The sequence below is a fragment of the Arthrobacter sp. IK3 genome (assembly GCF_051337705.1).
In the GTDB taxonomy this organism is placed as follows: domain Bacteria; phylum Actinomycetota; class Actinomycetes; order Actinomycetales; family Micrococcaceae; genus Arthrobacter_B; species Arthrobacter_B koreensis.
Genome location: NZ_JBPPSW010000001.1, coordinates 508,478 through 525,199, shown reverse-complemented (window position 1 = coordinate 525,199; position 16,722 = coordinate 508,478). Strand labels below are relative to the sequence as shown.

14 protein-coding genes are annotated in these 16,722 nt (G+C 67.1%); 3 read left to right on the top strand and 11 right to left on the bottom strand.

Features of this window, described 5'->3' with window-relative positions:
• Positions 1-52: 52 nt before the first annotated feature.
• From ACSLGO_RS02525 to galU, 4 genes are all read right to left on the bottom strand, one after another.
• Positions 53-1,225: a phosphotransferase family protein gene (locus ACSLGO_RS02525; protein ID WP_436399808.1), complete on the bottom strand. Its 1,173-nt coding sequence runs from the start codon at positions 1,223-1,225 to the stop codon at positions 53-55.
• A gap of 103 nt (positions 1,226-1,328) precedes the next feature.
• A complete protein-coding gene (locus ACSLGO_RS02520) occupies positions 1,329-2,273 on the bottom strand; it encodes a hypothetical protein (RefSeq protein ID WP_436399807.1) in 945 nt (314 codons plus the stop codon).
• 94 nt (positions 2,274-2,367) lie between these two features.
• Positions 2,368-2,985, bottom strand: coding sequence for a GNAT family N-acetyltransferase (locus ACSLGO_RS02515; RefSeq protein WP_263127350.1), 618 nt, complete (start codon positions 2,983-2,985; stop codon positions 2,368-2,370).
• Positions 2,986-2,989: 4 nt separating this feature from the next.
• Positions 2,990-3,892, bottom strand: a complete 903-nt coding sequence (gene galU, locus ACSLGO_RS02510) for a UTP--glucose-1-phosphate uridylyltransferase GalU (protein ID WP_091602851.1) — start codon at positions 3,890-3,892, stop codon at positions 2,990-2,992.
• Positions 3,893-3,960: 68 nt separating this feature from the next.
• On the opposite strand from galU, the gene ACSLGO_RS02505 reads away from it, so the two are divergent.
• The 3 genes from ACSLGO_RS02505 to ACSLGO_RS02495 all read left to right on the top strand — a co-directional run bounded on the left by ACSLGO_RS02505 (position 3,961) and on the right by ACSLGO_RS02495 (position 5,862).
• On the top strand, positions 3,961-4,551 hold the full coding sequence (locus ACSLGO_RS02505) for a 5-formyltetrahydrofolate cyclo-ligase (protein ID WP_436399806.1): 591 nt from the start codon (positions 3,961-3,963) through the stop codon (positions 4,549-4,551).
• A gap of 106 nt (positions 4,552-4,657) precedes the next feature.
• Complete coding sequence (locus ACSLGO_RS02500) at positions 4,658-4,966, top strand: FmdB family zinc ribbon protein (RefSeq protein ID WP_377955613.1); 309 nt, start codon at positions 4,658-4,660, stop codon at positions 4,964-4,966.
• 137 nt (positions 4,967-5,103) lie between these two features.
• The gene (locus ACSLGO_RS02495; RefSeq protein ID WP_436399805.1) at positions 5,104-5,862 is read left to right on the top strand and encodes an SAF domain-containing protein; all 759 of its coding nucleotides are present in this window, start codon (positions 5,104-5,106) and stop codon (positions 5,860-5,862) included.
• 398 nt (positions 5,863-6,260) lie between these two features.
• On the opposite strand, the gene ACSLGO_RS02490 is transcribed toward ACSLGO_RS02495, so the two are convergent.
• From ACSLGO_RS02490 to ACSLGO_RS02460, 7 genes are all read right to left on the bottom strand, one after another.
• Complete coding sequence (locus ACSLGO_RS02490; protein WP_436399804.1) at positions 6,261-10,187, bottom strand: AAA family ATPase; 3,927 nt, start codon at positions 10,185-10,187, stop codon at positions 6,261-6,263.
• Positions 10,188-10,274: 87 nt separating this feature from the next.
• Positions 10,275-11,864, bottom strand: a complete 1,590-nt coding sequence (gene guaA, locus ACSLGO_RS02485; protein WP_152273671.1) for a glutamine-hydrolyzing GMP synthase — start codon at positions 11,862-11,864, stop codon at positions 10,275-10,277.
• Positions 11,865-11,937: 73 nt separating this feature from the next.
• Positions 11,938-12,360 carry a DUF3817 domain-containing protein gene (locus ACSLGO_RS02480; protein WP_091602832.1) on the bottom strand — a complete coding sequence of 141 codons (423 nt, stop codon included), beginning with the start codon at positions 12,358-12,360 and terminating at the stop codon, positions 11,938-11,940.
• Positions 12,357-13,169, bottom strand: a complete 813-nt coding sequence (locus tag ACSLGO_RS02475; RefSeq protein WP_263127361.1) for an SURF1 family protein — start codon at positions 13,167-13,169, stop codon at positions 12,357-12,359. The genes ACSLGO_RS02480 and ACSLGO_RS02475 overlap by 4 nt, the downstream gene beginning before the upstream one ends.
• Before the next feature lie 56 nt (positions 13,170-13,225).
• Positions 13,226-13,717 carry a PTS sugar transporter subunit IIA gene (locus ACSLGO_RS02470; protein WP_091602826.1) on the bottom strand — a complete coding sequence of 164 codons (492 nt, stop codon included), beginning with the start codon at positions 13,715-13,717 and terminating at the stop codon, positions 13,226-13,228.
• A 16-nt stretch (positions 13,718-13,733) separates the two neighbouring features.
• Positions 13,734-15,455, bottom strand: coding sequence for a glycerol-3-phosphate dehydrogenase/oxidase (locus tag ACSLGO_RS02465; RefSeq protein ID WP_091602823.1), 1,722 nt, complete (start codon positions 15,453-15,455; stop codon positions 13,734-13,736).
• 52 nt (positions 15,456-15,507) lie between these two features.
• Positions 15,508-16,647, bottom strand: coding sequence for a GuaB3 family IMP dehydrogenase-related protein (locus tag ACSLGO_RS02460; protein WP_091602820.1), 1,140 nt, complete (start codon positions 16,645-16,647; stop codon positions 15,508-15,510).
• Between the last annotated feature and the right edge of the window lie 75 nt (positions 16,648-16,722).

Sequence of the window (16,722 nt, the reverse complement as noted above, 5' to 3'; positions counted from 1 at the left end):
GAGGTGCTTCACCGGATATTGGGCGGCCATTTGACGCAGTGGACGGGGCTGATCAGGCGCCGTGGCTCCGGCGGGCCAGGTCCAGCAGTCCTTCGGCGGCGGCCAGCCGCAGCGCCGCGTTGGACTGCCTGTCATGCTTCCGGCCTTCCCTGGCGCCGGGGACAAGGCTGAGCGCCACTCCGGCCGCCCGGGCATTGAGCGCCGCGGCAGAGCTGCCTGCCGCTTCCGCAGCGGCTTCGAAACCCGGCCGGTATTCCGCCACCCTGCCCGGCAGGGATGACTCCGGCGACAGCCAGGCGAGCACCTCCAGATGCCCCAGGAAACAGGCCAGGTCATCGACGCGGTGTCCGGGCCCCATGCCGTCTACGTCCAGGACTCCGGTGATCCTGCCGTCCGCCGCCAGCAGGTTTCCTTCGTAGAAGTCACCGTGTACAGGGACAACGGGTCCCGGATCGAGGCCTTCCACCATCGATTCGACGCCGCGGGAGATACTGCGAATTCGCTGTGTGTCCTGTGGCAGGACCGATGTGGCGGCCCGCCCGTAGGCCCGTGCACGCTCTGCCCACGCCGGACGGCGCTGCAGTTCCAGCGCCGTCGCGGGAAGGGAGTCAAGGATGCGGAGAAGGTCCGCTGCCGTGATGGTACTGGTGCCGTCTGCCAGCCCGGAAAGCAGCGGCCTTCCCCGGAGCGGGGAAAGCACGACGGCGCTGCGGCCTTCGGCTCCAGCCAGCAGCGCGGCGGCGGGCACCGCGGACCCTGCCAGCAGCTGGTGCCGGTGCCGCAGGCCTTCGGCGTGGGTGGGCAGCACCACCTTGACGTATGCCTCCCTGCGCCCGAGCACCGCGTGGACAACCGCACGCCGCAGGGGGCGGTAGCCAATAACCGTCAGCTCCACGCGATCCGCGTCTGCGGAGCCGAAGAGCATCCGTGCCATTCCGACCGCCGAAAGGGCCCATGCCAGGTCCGGGAGTAATGGGTCATTGGGGTGCAGCCAGAGGAACAGGGGAACACCAGCGAGGGAAGTCCGCAGCACCGGCCCGGCAGCAGCAGCCTGGGAGGTGGTCGCTCCTGTGTGGAGGGTGAGCGGAAGTCCCGCGGGGTCGATGGCGCGCACCTGGTAGAGCGCCGTCGCACCGGCACCGGGGCGGTCAAAGGTGCGCTCGTGAACCCACGAGTCCAGGACAAGTCGCCGCGAAGCCAGGAGCTCGGCCAGCGGAACAGCCATCCCAGCCCCTTCGAGCAGTATCCGCGGGGGCACCTGCCTCAGGTTCCGGCCGGAGGATGGACGGCCTGCCTGCCTGCCTCCACCTGGGCACACTGCGCGGGTGCTAGGCCCGGCGGCGCTGGAGGACGTCGTCCAGATTCAGGATCCCGGTGGCGGTCCGGGGCTCGATCGCGGTGCTGCCCGGTGCCGGAGCGGCAACCGGACGGATGGGGGTCTTCAGGACGGGCTTCGGTGAAGCGGGAACAGCAAGCGGCGCCGGTGCCGGTCGGGGCGCCGCCGGAGCGTCCACATAGGTCGGTTTTGGAACCGCCACGGGCTCCCAGGAAGACGCTTCGGCGCTCTTCGCCGCTTCGGCCAGTGCCGCGGCGCGCAGCTCCTGTGCGGTCAGCCGCGGAACGGGCTTCGGCTGCGGAGCCGCGGGAACGACAGTGTCTGCAGCTGCGGGAAGATCAGCCGGGCGATCCGCGTCAGTGCCGGCGGCGTCGAACACCGTGTCAGCCTTCGGGTTGCTGCGCAGCGGACCCTTCGGAGCGGCATCCTGTGTGGCGGCAGCGGCAGCGGCAGCACGCCGGACCCGGCGTTCACGCTTGTCACGGACGGCGAGGCCGCGCAGCGAAACCACGGAGGCAGCCGCACCGAGGGCAGCGCCGGCAGGGATCCAGCCGGAGACGGCGCCGAACAGTGCGGCTGCGCCGCCGCCAACCACCGCGAAGACGCAGACCAGCCCCACGACGGCGAGGAACAGCCGTCCGTAGCGGATCTTCAGGGGGCCGGGAGCAGCAGCCGGATGATCTTCGGCAGGGGTGCCGGAGCCCGCTCTCAGGTGCGGCGTGTGCTGGGCGCCGGTGCTGGTGTTGTACATGGTGTTCCCCTGAGAACTCGGGTCCGGTTCGGTGGCGGCACTGCTGGGCGCGCGTTCGGCGGTGCCGGCACGTCCGGAAGACTGTGCAGGCACCTGCTTTCCGTGCAGGTACTGAGGGGCGACCCACAGCATCCAGAGCCCGACGGCTGCCGTCAGGACCAAAGAGCTGTTAAGAGGGAAGTCCACAACTACGACCGTAGAAGAAAACCCTCACCGGACGCGGGATTGGAAAGGGGTGTGTCGAATCACGTCAGGAGGAAATCCAGCGCAAAACCCGAGGTCAGCGGGCTGAAGGCAAGCGGGACAGCAGCCCTTCCGGAACTTCCTCCGCGGTGAGGGCGAAACTGAGGTGGTCAGCCCACTGCCCCGCAATGTGGAGGTAGCGGCGCCGCAGGCCTTCTTCGCGGAAGCCAAGTTTCTCGACGACGCGCCTGCTGGGCATGTTTTCCGGACGGATGTTGATTTCCATCCGGTGCAGCCCCAGGACCCGGAAGCAGTGGTCGGTGGCCAGCGCAACCGCTGTCGGTGCGATGCCCCGGCCGGCACGTGCCTCGTCCACCCAGTAGCCTAGCGTCGCCATACGGGCGGAGCCCCAGAGAATGGAGGAAACCGTCAGCTGTCCCACGATCGCCGGGGAACTGCGCACTCCGGCCTGGCGTTCAGTGATCACGAACGGCAGGGCTGTGTCCTGGCGCGCCTGCTGGTTGAGGCTGCGGACCATCCCTGCGTAGGACGGCAGGACACCGCCGGGCAGCGGATTCGTGGCTTCCCACGGCCCAATCCAGCGGGCATTGCGCGACCGCACCGAATTCCATTCGGTGCGGTCGCGGTAGCGGATCGGCCGGAGGATGAGGTCGCCGCTTTCCAGCGTCACCGGCCAGATCGCCGACCCCAGCACGGAGTTAGCCTTCGTCGGAGGTGTTGAAGTCCTTCAGCCAGGCACGCAGGTCCGGGCCGAGGTCTTCGCGCTCGGAGGCAAGGGTGACAACAGCCTTGAGGTAGCTGAGCTTGTCACCGGTGTCGTAGCGGCGGCCGCGGAAGACGACGCCGTACACGCCGCCGCCTTCACCTTCGGTTCCCGCGAGGGTCTGGAGTGCGTCGGTGAGCTGGATTTCGCCGCCCCGGCCGGGGCCGGTTTCTTCCAGGACGCCGAAAACGGAGGGGTGCAGGACGTAGCGGCCAATAACGGCGAGGTTCGACGGCGCATCCGCCGCGTCGGGCTTCTCCACGAGCTTGTTGACGCGGACGTAGTCTTCACCCTCGATGACGGAGATGTCGGCGCAGCCGTAAGCGCTGATCTGGTCCGGTTCAACCTCGATGAGGGCGACAACGGAGCCGCCCGTCTTGGCCTGGACTTCCACCATGGTTTCCAGCAGCGGATCGCGGGCGTCAATCAGGTCGTCACCGAGCAGGACGGCAAACGGGTCATCACCGATATGCAGCTTGGCGCGCAGGACCGCGTGGCCAAGGCCCTTCGGATCGCCCTGGCGCAGGTAGTGGATCTCGCCCAGTTCGGAAGACTCCCGGACCAGGGCAAGCTTCTCGTCGTCGCCCTTGTCCTTCAGGGTCTGCTCGATGAAGGGAACCCGGTCGAAGTGGTCCTCGAGGGAACGCTTGTTGCGGCCGGTGATCATCAGGATGTCCGGCATGCCGGCGTTGACGGCCTCTTCTACGACGTACTGGATGGCCGGCTTGTCCACCACCGGAAGCATTTCCTTCGGCATGGCCTTGGTGGCCGGAAGGAAGCGCGTACCCAGGCCGGCGGCGGGAATTACGGCTTTGGTGATCTTAGGGCGTGAGGTCATGACGGTAAGAGTACCTAAGTGAACGCTCAGCGCGCCAAATGTACCCTCGCGGCAGGCACAATAGGTCAATGACCGACGACATGAAGGAACAGGTCCGCAGCCGTTTCAAGCAAAAGCGCCGGGAGCTGCGCGGCGGGGAGTCTGCGCAGCAGCTTGCCGACGCGGCGGCACCCCTGCTCCAGGGCCTCGAACCGGGCTCCATGGTCAGCTGCTATCTCTCCGCGGGAACCGAGCCGGACACTTCGGCACTGCTCGGGGCGCTGGCGGACGCCGGCCACACCGTTGTGGTTCCGGTCTGTGAACCGGGGCACCAGCTGTCCTGGTGTCCGTGGACTCCCGGTGCAGCACTGGTTCCCGGCCTCTTTCCGGGGATTCCGGAACCTGCCGGGCCCCGGTGGAACCTTCCCGAAATCATGGAACTGAATCTGCTGCTCATTCCGGCACTGGCCGTCTCCGAAGACGGAACAAGGATGGGCAAGGGCGGTGGCTATTATGACCGCTTCCTGACCAGGTACCGGGCGGCCGGCGGCGCGGCACCGGTAGTTGCCGTGGTCCACGATCATGAGTTCGTCCCTGCGGGAAGCCTTCCCGCTGATGCCCTGGACGTACCGGTGGACGGGGTCCTGCGCCCCGGCGGTTATACGCGGGTAGCCCGCTGAGAGGTGTATACTTAGCACTCTAGGCCGCAGAGTGCCAATCCTTCCGCTGCTTCGGCGGACAGCGACACTGCTGAGGCCTTCCTTTCGCCCTTCAGGAGGAGTAAGAGTGCCCACGTATGCCTATGCCTGCAAGGATTGCGGTCACGCGTTCGATATCCAGCAGTCCTTCACCGATGACAGCCTGACCGTCTGCCCCGAGTGCGGCGGCAACCTGCGCAAGAAGTTCAACAGCGTGGGTGTGGTTTTCAAGGGCTCCGGCTTCTACCGCACGGATTCACGCGATGCGGCATCCACTGTTCCGGCTGCCCCTTCCAAGGATGCGCCCGCCAAGGAAACGGCCAAGGAATCGCCCAAGGCTGCTCCGGCCGCATCTTCGGCCGCGGCATCATCTGCGGCGGCACCCGCCGCCAGTTAGTCACGTTTCCGGTTCCCGTTCGCGGCGGCCCGGCAGGAAGGCGTCCCGCTCCTCCACAGGAGCCCGGGGCGCCTTTGTTGTACCCGGCCCCAGTCGCCCGGCTTTCCGCAGTTCCCTGCCGCGCCTAGCGTTGCCGCATGTTCAGCAAACTGCGGCTCGGCCGCGTTCCCGGCAGGCGGGACAGCCCCCGGGCGCCCGGTTCCAAAACTCCTTCCCTGCGTCCCGGCACCGGACACCCCAGGGGAAGGTTTCGCCGGTTCCTGGTTCGGCGCCGGCGGCTTCTCGCTGGTTTGCTGGCTGCTGCAGCTGCGGGCATAGCAGTCGAGGCGCTGCTGCCCCCGGACCCCGCGACAGCACTCGTTGCCGCAGCCGCAGGGGACCTGCCCGCCGGCCATGTCATCGCGCAGCGGGATCTTCGGATGATCAGCCTGCCGCCCCGAGCCGTACCGCCCGGGGCTTTCCATGAAGCTCAAACGGCGGTGGGCAGGCAACTTGCGGTGCCGGTGCGCGGCGGCGGCCTGGTCAGCGAAACTGTCCTGGTCGGCGACGGACTGCTGACCGGGTCCCCGGCGGGAACCGCTGCCCTTCCCCTTCGACCGGCGGATCCGGCCGCGGCACGGCTGCTCTCGCCTGGAAGCCTGGTAGACGTGGTGGCGGCTCCGGAAGAGGGGTTCGACGGCGCGGGCCCACCGGTTGTCCTCGCCTCCGGCGTGCCCGTGCTGCGGATTACCGGCACGGACAGCGGGACTACGTCATGGCCGGGGACAACCGCAGCGGCTGATGAACAACTCGTTGTGGTCGCAGCCCCGGCAGCCGCCGCCCCTGAGCTGACCGTCGCCTCAGCCCGCGGCGGACTCTACTTCGTCCCGAAGGGCGTGCCGGGTCCGGGCCCCTAGCCTGGGGCCGGCTGGATTCCTGGCCGGTGGCGGTCCGGATCCTCCGGCACAGCTACCCCCAGTGCGGCGGACGCTGTTCAAGAAGCCAGGCGGAGCCGTCCTCAGGAGAGTCCCCCCAAGCACGGGGGTCGTCTTCTGCGGCGGTCTGCGGCAGGGCCCCCGCTTCGTCAACGGGTGCGGATGCGCCGGTGGCGGATCCGTCACCGGATGGCTTGGCGACCGCGGGCTGGGGGACGGCAGGTGCCGTGTGTAACAGCTGCGCCGCCTGCTTCAGCCTGGTGGGCGCCGAGGTGCTTCGCCGGGAGCGGCGTTTGCTGCTCCCGTCGGCCGCAGGCCGATTCGCCTTCTCCTGTCCCTGGCTTTCACCGTGCGCCTGCGCTCCAGTGCCGGATCCCGCGTCAGGAGGGCTGTTCTGTTCCTGGTTCATGCTGCCTGTCGATTCCGCCGGCCGCAGCTGCCGCCGCGGCCCGGATGCCCGGATTGGTTTGTTCCTCTGAACGCGGACGGATCCGTGTGCTGCCGTGCGGCACCACGGTTGCCTGCGCAGCTGCCGCGTGTACTTCACGGATGGGCTCAGGCTCGGGGGCCGGAGACGGCAGGCCCAGGTAGCGGCCCACCAGGTCCGCACAGGTGGCGGGATCGGTAAATACTTCGATGGTCCACAGCGGCATGTAGCGCCAGCCGAGCCGTTCGAGCAGCTGGGGACGCAGCCGGCTGCGCTCCCGTACGCTCATTCCCCGGTACCGGGCAGTTCCGTCAGACTCGATGGCCATGGGAACAGCTGGATCCGCATCCGCGGAACGCCGGACAGTAGCCACAATGTCGATGACGTCGTCGTAGTGGTCCCAGACCTCGGCGCCCCGCGACCGCAGCCTTCCCACCAGGTCCGCCACCAGCGGGTCGTCCGCCATGATTGAGTTGCCGGCCGGGCGGTCAGCGGCAGGCTGCACGGGCCCGCCGTCGAGTTCACGCACCAGGAGCTGGTAGAAGTCTCGCGCTCCGTGGCCCAGCCGCGATTCGTCGAGGTCCGAGGGCTGGAAACACGTCAGCACGTGAAGCCGGTAACGGGCACGGGTCATCGCGTTGACGAACCGTCCTCGTCCACCGGGCTCGGAGAGCAGGCCGAAGTTGTGCAGTGCCCGCCCATGCGGGGTCCTTCCGAAACCGAGCGAGAAGATCACTGCGTCCCGGACCAGGCCGGCGGCGCGGTCGGCCGGGACCACCCGGAAGGATTCGGCTCCGGGAGCGAAGAAATCCGCTGCCCACGGGAAGTTCGCCATCTGCACGCGGATAGCTTCCGCCACCCGGACGGCATGACGCGGGCTGGCCGTGATGACTGCCAGGGACTGGCTGGGCCGGCGCCGTACGTGCTCGAAGACCAGGTCCACAACCCGGTTGACCTCGGCCGAGACGCTCTCAACGCCCTCCTGGTCTGCGCTGGGCATGCCGGTGCCGTCCGCGAGGTACTCCACCGTGAGCGGCCGCTCCCCTGTGGCCACTTCGTCTCCGCGCGGCACCCAGGCGAGCTGTCCGTCGTAGAACTCTTCGGAGAGCTGCTTGAGCAGGTGCTTGTCGGTTCCGCGGTAGACCGTAGAGAGGCTGCGGACAGGGAGGATGCGGGCAAGGGCGTCAAAGGCACTGGGCAGTTCGTCCGCGCCGGAGCCTGCCTGAGGCTGCTCAATGTTGATGGTGAACGGGCGGGGTCCGCCCAGGTTTCCGTCACCGAAGGCAAGCACCTGCCCTGCGCGGGCGATCGCCGGCACGGCGGCCTGCAGGCTCATGGACTCGGCATCGAGGATGATCACGGCGTCGAACCGCCGGGATCCCGGAAGCATCATCGGCAGCAGCAGGGGGCTTGCGGCCCACACCGGGAGCAGGGAGGAGACCAGCTCGTCGGACTGCCCGGAGAGGGAATCCACCGTGAGGGGGCCGGTCTTGATGACGTCGCGGAGCTTCGCTGCATCCTTGGGGCGGGACTTGATCCCCTCGCGCCAGCGCCGTGCAAGGTCCCAGCGCAGCCGCGAAGCACCAGAGGTGATGTGCGCGTTGTCGGCCAGGCGGTATTCGGCTTCCAGCCGGCGCAGGCTGTCGCCGTCGGACATTGCCAGGTAATCGTCGCCGCTGATCATGGCTTCGAGGGCAGACTGCCACCAGGCCAGTTCCAGCTCATAGCCGACCTGCCGCGGCGTCACTTCCCGCGCTTCAAGGTCATCGAGCAGTTCGCCGAGGCCCTGTCCGCGCATCTCGTCCACGAGGAGGGTGCGCTCGGGAAGGGTCTCCAGGGTTTCCTTGTCCCCGGCGAGGGCACGCAGCTTCTTTTCCAGGTCATCCAGCGACTGGTCTGCGAGGTTCGGTTTGTCCGGGGTTCCGGCCAGGATGCGGGTCAGCTCATCCAGCTGCTCCTTGACCCCAAGGTAGGTCCGGTTCAGGTCGGCGAGTCCGGTGGGAACGGAGGGGTGCCGCTGGGTAGTGGCGTAGCGGGTCCAGATGCCGCGCTGCTGCTGCACCTGTACCAGGGAGGTGTGCAGGTCTGCGATGTGCACGCCGGGGCGGATGTACTCCTTGGCCACCCGGCGCAGCCGCGAACGGGTCATGGAACTCATGTCCACCCCGTGCTCACGACGCCACGACGAGGAGGCCGTAGCGGAAATCAGGTCGGTAACGGGACGGTCGAAGATGTCCGGAGTGAACTTGTCCAGGCTCTCGCGGACGGCGACCAGCAGCTCGAGCTGCTCGCCCCACTGCGCGAAGGTCTCACCCAGCCGAATCTGCGAATGCTCGGCGACTTCCTGCACGCGGGCGCGCAGCAGCGGCAGCGCTTCGGCCAGTTCCTCGGTGAGCCTGTGCGCTGCCTCGGTTTCCTTGCGGTTCAACAGTTTGGCACCGAACCAGGGGCTTGAGATGGCGGCACGGGAGAAGCTGCCCAGTTCAGCGGCGCGGCGCAGGCGGCCGGTCAGCTCGGTGCGGTCCGTGATGCTGTCCAGGACGCTGCGCTTGAGCCGTACGGTGGTTGCCGGGGCGGGCGTCAGCGAGGTCAGTTCGGCCAGGGACTGCATGGCCTGGTAGGGAGAGCATCCCCAGCGCTGCCGGACGTTGTGCAGGGACTTCACGTGGTCCCGCAGCTGGTGGCGGCTTTCCTGGAGAACCTTGTGCAGGTTGCCGAGGTTCGGCTCAGCAGCCTTCTCGTTCCGCACGATGGCGCGGACCAGACGGTCCCGCAGGGCCTCTTCGCCGAGCCCTGCTCCGAGCTGCAGCACCAGCGAACCGAGGTTGAGGTTCTCCAGCGCGGATACGAATTCGTTCAGGGTTCCGCGGCGTTCAGCAACGACGAGCACGGACTTGCCGGCGTTCACCAGGGCAGCGGCCGCATTGACGGCGGTTTGCGTTTGGCCGGTCCCCGGAGGAGCCGAAACCACCAGCGAGTTTCCGGCTCCGGCGAGGTCCAGCACGTCCTGCTGCTCGCGGTCTGCGTCCAGTACCAGGAGCTCGGACGCCGGTGCGCGGTCATCCAGGGGCGGCAGTCCCGGGTCCGCGGGTTCGGCTACCTCTGCGCTGCCGTCCACGGCTGCGTCCATCAGTGCCCGGAGGATGGGATGGGAAGGGTCCAGGGCCGTGTCTTCGGAGAGGTCCGGCAGGTCCGCAAAGGTGGAGACGAGCAGGCGGTGCTCGATGTTCATGCCCCGCACGCCGTCGGTGAGGCCGCGCAGCCGTTCCAGCACCGGGTGCGGATCAAACCGGGCCGTGCCGTAGGCCAGCCGCGCCAGGGATTCGGCGTCGACCTCCAGGCCCTGCTGGTTTTCGAGGTGGCGGATGAAGGCGGGGTTCAGCTCGGCCTTGCCGGTGAGCTGGAGCTCGTAGTCGTCCTGGGAAGCATGCACGGTCAGGCTGACGGCGGTCAGCAGTACCGGTGCGGTCAGGGATTCGGGGCGCAGGGCTTCGTCAGAGGCGTAGCGCCAGGATGCGGTGCCTGCGGCGAGATAGCCAACGTCGATCCCGCGGTCGGAGCCGAGTTCGTAGATCTTGGCCCGCAGCGCCCTGGCGGCCCGCATTGCGGTGCTGTAGTGGTCCGCGTCGCGCAGCAGGGTTGAGAGCCTGGTTTTCCTCCCGGCAAGCAGCTGGGCAAGCCCGGAGGGGTGGGCGTGGGTCAGGTCGATGCTGTTTTCCGGCGTGACCGTGAAATGCAGCAGCGTGTCCGACCCGGCGTGCTGGCCAAGCCCGGCCAGCCACGGCAGCAGGAAGTCCGAGGCGCTGTCCCCGGGATTCTGCTCAGACACTGATGCCCTCTTTCCTGCACTTCCGCGCGACGATCTCGACCAAACTGGCATACCTTCCAAGCTATCGTCAATTGCCCGAATAGCTCCGGATAGCAACGCGGGGGACGGCTGTTCAGCCGTCCCCCGCGCTCTACGATGCTACTCCCACTCGATGGTTCCCGGCGGCTTGCTGGTGACGTCCAGCACCACTCGGTTCACGCCGTCCACCTCGTTGGTAATGCGGTTGGAGATCCGGGCCAGCAGGTCGTACGGCAGGCGCGACCAGTCCGCCGTCATGGCGTCTTCACTGGAGACCGGACGCAGCACGATCGGGTGGCCGTAGGTGCGGCCGTCGCCCTGGACGCCTACGCTGCGGACATCGGCCAGCAGGACAACCGGCATCTGCCAGACTTCCTCGTCCAGGCCGGCCGCGGTGAGCTCGGCACGGGCAATGGCATCTGCGCGGCGGAGCAGGTCAAGGCGGTCCTTGGTCACTTCCCCGATGATGCGGATACCCAGTCCGGGGCCGGGGAACGGCTGGCGGCCAACGATCTCGGCGGGCAGGCCGAGTTCGCGTCCCACGGCACGGACTTCGTCCTTGAACAACAGGCGAAGCGGCTCAACGAGTTCGAACTGCATGTCCTCCGGCAGGCCGCCCACGTTGTGGTGGCTCTTGATGTTCGCTGCGCCTTCACCGCCGCCGGATTCGACGACGTCGGGGTACAGGGTGCCCTGCACCAGGAACCGGATCGGTTCTCCGGCGGCATTGGCTTCGGCCATGATGGCGCGTTCGGCTTCTTCGAAGGCCCGGATGAATTCGCGGCCAATGATCTTCCGCTTGGTCTCCGGGTCCGTGACGCCGGCTAGGGCGTTCAGGAAGCGCTCCTGCTCGTTGGCGACGTAAAGCTTGACGCCGGTTGCGGCGACGTAGTCACGTTCAACCTGCTCGGCTTCGCCTTCGCGCAGCAGTCCGTGGTCCACGAAAACGCAGGTCAGCTGGTCGCCGACCGCACGCTGCACCAAGGCCGCGGCCACAGCGGAGTCCACGCCTCCGGACAGGCCGCAGATGACGCGGGAGGAACCGATCTGCTGGCGGATACGCTCGACCTGTTCTTCGACAATGTTGCCGGTGGTCCAGCTGCGGTCCAGCCGTGCACCCTTGAACAGGAAGTTTTCAAGCACCTGCTGGCCGTGGGCCGAGTGCTTGACCTCCGGGTGCCACTGGACGCCGTAGAGCTTCTTTTCCTCGTTCGCGAATGCGGCAACGGGGGCGCCTGCGGTGCTCGCGAGGACCTCGAAGCCCTCGGGGGCTTCCTGGACACTGTCACCGTGACTCATCCACGTGTTCTGGTGTTCCGGCGTCCCTTCAAGGATTGAACGGGAGCCGTTTACTGCGGCGGCATCGGTGGAGCCGTATTCGCGCAGGCCAGTCTCGGCGACCTTGCCGCCGAGGGCCGCGGCCATGGCCTGGAAGCCGTAGCAGATGCCGAACACCGGCACGCCGGCGTCGAACAGTTCGGGATCCACCTTGGGCGCACCTTCGGCGTACACGCTGGAAGGTCCACCGGAGAGGATGATCGCTGCGGGGTTCTTGGCCAGGAGTTCCTGGGTGCTGTAAGTGTGCGGCACGACCTCGGAGTAGACGTCGGCTTCGCGTACGCGCCGGGCAATCAGCTGGGCGTACTGGGCACCGTAGTCCACAACCAGGACGGGGCGCTCTTCAATGGGAGCAGTCGCGGGATTAGTCACGGTTTCAAGGATAGTCGCCACAGTGCACCGCCCGCACCTTGGGCGGCTTGCCGCCTCCCCCCCCCGAAGGCGCCTAGTAGCGCTTGGCGGCTTCCGGGTGGGCAGCGAGTTCCGCGAGAACCTGCTTGTGGGTGCGTGCTTCCACGATGAAGGACAGGAACGGCACCACGCCGCCCAGGGCAATCACAATGAACTTCGAGAACGGCCAGCGCATCAGCTGCCAGAGGCGGAAGTCAGCGAAGAGGTACACCACGTACAGCCAGCCGTGCGCAATGAGCACGGCTGTGTAGAGGTTCAGGCCGCCTACAATCACGGGTGGGATCTGGAGCATGTACTTCATGACCATTTCGGCCACGAGCAGCAGCAGGAAGATACCCGTTACCCAGGATGAGACCTTGTAGAAGGCCAGGGCTGTCCGGATCTGCGCGTGGGTGCCTCCGAAGCGGCGCTTCTTCTTCTTGGGGCGGGGCGGCCGGGTCACTGCGGGGTCGCTCAATTCTTTACCTCACTGCTCGTTGTGCCTGGTTCTTCGTCATACTCGTCCTCGTCTTCATCATCGTCGTCCTCGTACTCGTCCTCTTCGAGGCTGCGCTGGTATGAATCAGCCAGCAGCCGCCACCACAGGAAGACGGAGAATCCGGCGAAGACTACCCATTCGACGGCATAGAAGATGTTCAGCCAGTTGATGGTGGTTTCCTGCGGCTGGGGATCCACGGTGACGGTCTGCAGCCCGGTATCTGCCGGAGTTCCGTCCACCGTCGTCTCATGCGCCGTGACGAACGCGGAGTACAGCGGCTTGTCCCAGATGTTGCCCAGTTCGGCGCTGGACAGTGCGGCGACGGTGCCCGCGGGCACCGGTCCGGCAACCGGGGCTTCCGGCGGCAGCAGCCGGCCGGTAATGGTGACGTCGCCCTCGGGAGCGGTTCCCGCGTCGTCTGCTTCTTCGGCCCAGCCGCGAACCACGGGAATCGAGGCGTCCTGCGGAGCGCCGTCGACGTCGAACGCGGTGACTACCCAGTAGCCCTCTTTGCCATCCAGCAGCCGGTTGTCGATGAGGACCTGGTCCTCGGGGTCGAAGGATCCGCTGAAGGTGACCATCTGGTCAGCCTGGGTGCCGTACAGCGGTCCGCCGGGAGTGAAGACCTCGGTCAGGGGACGAACCACTTCGGTGTCCTCGGCAGGCGGCGGGCCCTCACTTTCGGCTGCCGAGAACTGCCACTCGGAGAGCAGCACAAACACGGTGGATATGGCCAGGGCAAACAGGAGTCCTGCGATCCAGCGTGGTTTCAGGGCAGTCTTAAGCACGGCTTAACGGTACTTCGTAGTCGTGTAGAAAACCCAATGGGCGCCTCCGGGGCTGCTCAGTGGTCGAAGAACACCAGCGAGGAATTGATGAGTTCAGCCAGGACCTCCGGGTCCTGCGCGCGGCGCAGGGATTCCCGAAAAGCCGGCCGGAACAGGGACCGGGCCAGCGTGGCCAGAACCTCCAGGTGCTCCGAATAGGCTGCCGCCGGCGTAGCGATCAGCAGCACTACCGTTGCGGGTCCGTCGGAGGCGCCGAAATCCACGCTGTGCCCGTACCTGCAGACTCCCACCGCGATCGAGGTCTTCACCACGTGCTTGCTGCGGGCGTGGGGCAGTCCGATGCCCCCGGGCAGTCCCGTAGCCATCTGGTGCTCCCGGGCGGTGACGTCCTTAAGGAAGCCATCCAGGTCCAGCAGCCGGCCCTGGGCATACATCCGCTCCGCCAGCTGCGCGGCGGCGTCGTCCCTGTCCTTGGCCTCCATTTCCAGGATGACCATTTCCGGCTCGGTAAGGACGGCGCCGGACGCGTTCAGGCTGAGTTCACTCATGCGTCGGTGCTCCGGTTCAGCGCGGGGCGATGTCCTGGACAGCCAGGCGTGCAGCGTCGGCGGAGACGTCGTCGGGCTGTTCCTGGCTGAGCCGTTCCGCTTCGACACGGGCGAGGTAGTGGCGGACCTCTTCCTCAACCCGGGCGTCGTCCCAGCCGAGGATGGGTGCCATCAGCTCCGCGACTACCGGGGCGGCGGAAACGCCGCGGTCCCAGGACTCGATCGAGATCCGGGTACGGCGTGCAAGCACGTCCTCGATGTGGCGGGCACCCTCGTGCGTGGTGGCGTAAACCACTTCGGCACCGAGGTAGTCGTCCGCACCGGGAAGCGGTTCGCCAAGTTCCGGATTCGCCTTGATGAGGTCCAGGACTTCACCGGCAAGGGATCCGTAACGGTTCAGCAAGTGCTCCACGCGCACTACGTGGATGCCGTATTCGTCGGCGGTGCGGTGGCGCCTGTTCCAGGCGGCCTTGTAGCCGACGGCGCCCAGCAGCGGGATGGTCTGCGTGCAGGATTCCGGCACCTTCTCATCCAGCGCCCGGGCAGCTTCATCCACGGCGTCCTTGGCCATGACGCGGTACGTGGTCCACTTGCCGCCGGCCACGACCACCAGGCCGGGCACGGGGTGCGCGACGACGTGTTCGCGGGAGAGCTTGGCCGTTGAGTCGTTCTCCCCCGCCAGCAACGGACGCAGGCCGGCGTAGACGCCTTCAACGTCTTCGCGGGTCAGCGGGCGCTTCAGCACGCGGTTGACGTGTTCAAGCAGGTAGTCGATGTCCGCGGAGGTTGCCGCCGGGTGGGACTTGTCCAGGTTCCAGTCGGTATCCGTGGTTCCGATGATCCAGTGGCGTCCCCACGGGATCACGAAGAGCACGGACTTTTCGGTGCGCAGGATCATGCCCACGGTGGACTGGATGCGGTCCCGGGGAACCACCAGGTGGATGCCCTTGGAAGCGCGCACCTTCAGCTGGCCGCGGTCGGTCACCATGGCCTGGGTTTCGTCCGTCCACACGCCGGTGGCGTTGACCACCTGGCTGGCGGCGATGTCGAACTCTTCGCCGGTCTCCTGGTCCCGGACGCGGGCTCCCACCACACGCTCCCCCTCACGGAGGAAGTCGACGACGGAGAGCCGGTTCACGGCGGTGGCGCCGTAGTGCACCGCGGTGCGGACCATGTTGGCCACGTAGCGGGCGTCGTCCACCTGGCCGTCGTAGTAGCGGATGGAGCCGATCATGGCGTCATCCTTCAGGCTGGGGGCCGCGCGCAGGGTCCCCCGCCGGGTCAGGTGCTTCTGCATGGGTACGCCGCGGGAGTTGCCCGAGGTCATGCCCAGCGTGTCATAGAGGAAGATACCGGCACCGACGTAGGGCCGTTCCACGAAGCGCTTGGTCAGCGGGTACAGGAAGGGCACCGGCTTCACCAGGTGCGGGGCGATGCGCTGCAGCAGCAGGCCGCGCTCCTTCAGGGCTTCCTGGACCAGGGCGAAGTCCAGCATTTCGAGGTAGCGCAGGCCGCCGTGGATGAGCTTGGAGGAACGTGAGGACGTTCCGGAGGCCCAGTCCCGGGCTTCCACCATGCCCACCTTCAAGCCGCGGGTGACGGCGTCCAGTGCAGCGCCGGCGCCCACCACCCCGCCGCCGACAATCAGGACGTCCAGTTCGCCGCCGGGGGCCGACGTGGAACGCAGTTTCTGCAGGGCTTCTTCGCGGTATTCCGGACTGAGTGCATCTGTTGCCATGGTCTAGGTTCCTCTCTGAAGCGTGCCCCTGGGGTGGCGGGGTTGGACGTGCTCAGGTGTTGTAAAGGTATGGCGATACCAGCACATCGATGCGCTGGAACGCCTTGAGGTCAGAGTATCCGGTAGTGGCCATTGCCCGCCTCAGGGCCCCCATCAGGTTGGAGGTTCCGTTGGTGTGGTGCGAGGGGCCCCACAGGACTTCCTTCAGGGGGGCAACGGTGTCCAGGTGGACCCTGTCGCCGCGGGGCAGTTCGCTGTGGTGGGCTTCCTGTCCCCAGTGCCAGCCGCGTCCGGGTGCTTCCTCGGCGCGGGCAAGCGCGGAGCCGAGCATGACGGCGTCCGCACCCATGGCAATGGCCTTGATGATGTCGCCGCTGGTACCCATGCCGCCGTCGGCGATCACGTGCACGTACCGGCCGCCGGACTCATCCATGTAGTCCCGGCGGGCTTCGGCGATGTCTGAGATCGCAGTGGCCATGGGAGCGTGGATGCCCAGGGCACGCCGCGTCGTCGTCGTCGCTCCGCCGCCGAAGCCGACGAGGACGCCGGCAGCGCCGGTGCGCATGAGGTGCAGCGCCGGGGTGTAGCCGGCGGCACCGCCAACGATGACGGGGACGTCGAGTTCGTAAATGAACTGCTTGAGGTTCAGCGGTTCAACGTTCTTGGAGACGTGCTCGGCGGAAACGGTGGTTCCGCGGATCACGAAGATGTCCACGCCGGCGGCGAGGACGGTCTTGTAGAACTCCTGGGTGCGCTGCGGCGTGAGCGAGCCGGCTACGGTGACGCCGGCCTCGCGCATTTCGGCCAGGCGGGAGGTGATCAGCTCGGCCTGGATCGGCGCGGTGTAGATCTCCTGCAGCCTGCGGGTGGCCGAGGGATTGAAGTTCTCTTCGCTGAGGACGGCGATTTCGTCCAGGATGGGCTGCGGATCCTCGTAACGGGTCCACAGGCCCTCAAGGTTCAGGACGCCCAGTCCGCCCAGCCGGCCCAGCGCGATGGCGGTTGCCGGGGACATCACGGAGTCCATCGGGGCGCCGATGACTGGCATTTCGAACTGGTAGGCATCTATCTGCCAGTTGACCGAGACGTCCTGGGGATCACGGGTGCGCCGGGAGGGCACAATCGCTACGTCATCCAGGGAGTAGGCTCTGCGCCCACGCTTGCCACGGCCGATCTCAATCTCGTTAGTCACTGCTCTAGGTTATCCCAGTCGTTAAAAGAAGCAGGCACCGTTCCGGTGGGGACGGTGCCTGCTCCTGGAGTCTTC

Excerpts from the sequence above, each read along its gene's own strand:
- ACSLGO_RS02465 (WP_091602823.1), bottom strand. The coding sequence starts at position 15,455 with ATGGCAACAGATGCACTCAGTCCGGAATACCGCGAAGAAGCCCTGCAG.
- galU (WP_091602851.1), bottom strand. The coding sequence starts at position 3,892 with ATGACCTCACGCCCTAAGATCACCAAAGCCGTAATTCCCGCCGCCGGC.
- ACSLGO_RS02490 (WP_436399804.1), bottom strand. The coding sequence starts at position 10,187 with ATGCCAGTTTGGTCGAGATCGTCGCGCGGAAGTGCAGGAAAGAGGGCA.
- ACSLGO_RS02505 (WP_436399806.1), top strand. The coding sequence starts at position 3,961 with ATGACCGACGACATGAAGGAACAGGTCCGCAGCCGTTTCAAGCAAAAG.
- ACSLGO_RS02470 (WP_091602826.1), bottom strand. The coding sequence starts at position 13,717 with ATGAGTGAACTCAGCCTGAACGCGTCCGGCGCCGTCCTTACCGAGCCG.
- ACSLGO_RS02525 (WP_436399808.1), bottom strand. The coding sequence starts at position 1,225 with ATGGCTGTTCCGCTGGCCGAGCTCCTGGCTTCGCGGCGACTTGTCCTG.
- ACSLGO_RS02495 (WP_436399805.1), top strand. The coding sequence starts at position 5,104 with ATGTTCAGCAAACTGCGGCTCGGCCGCGTTCCCGGCAGGCGGGACAGC.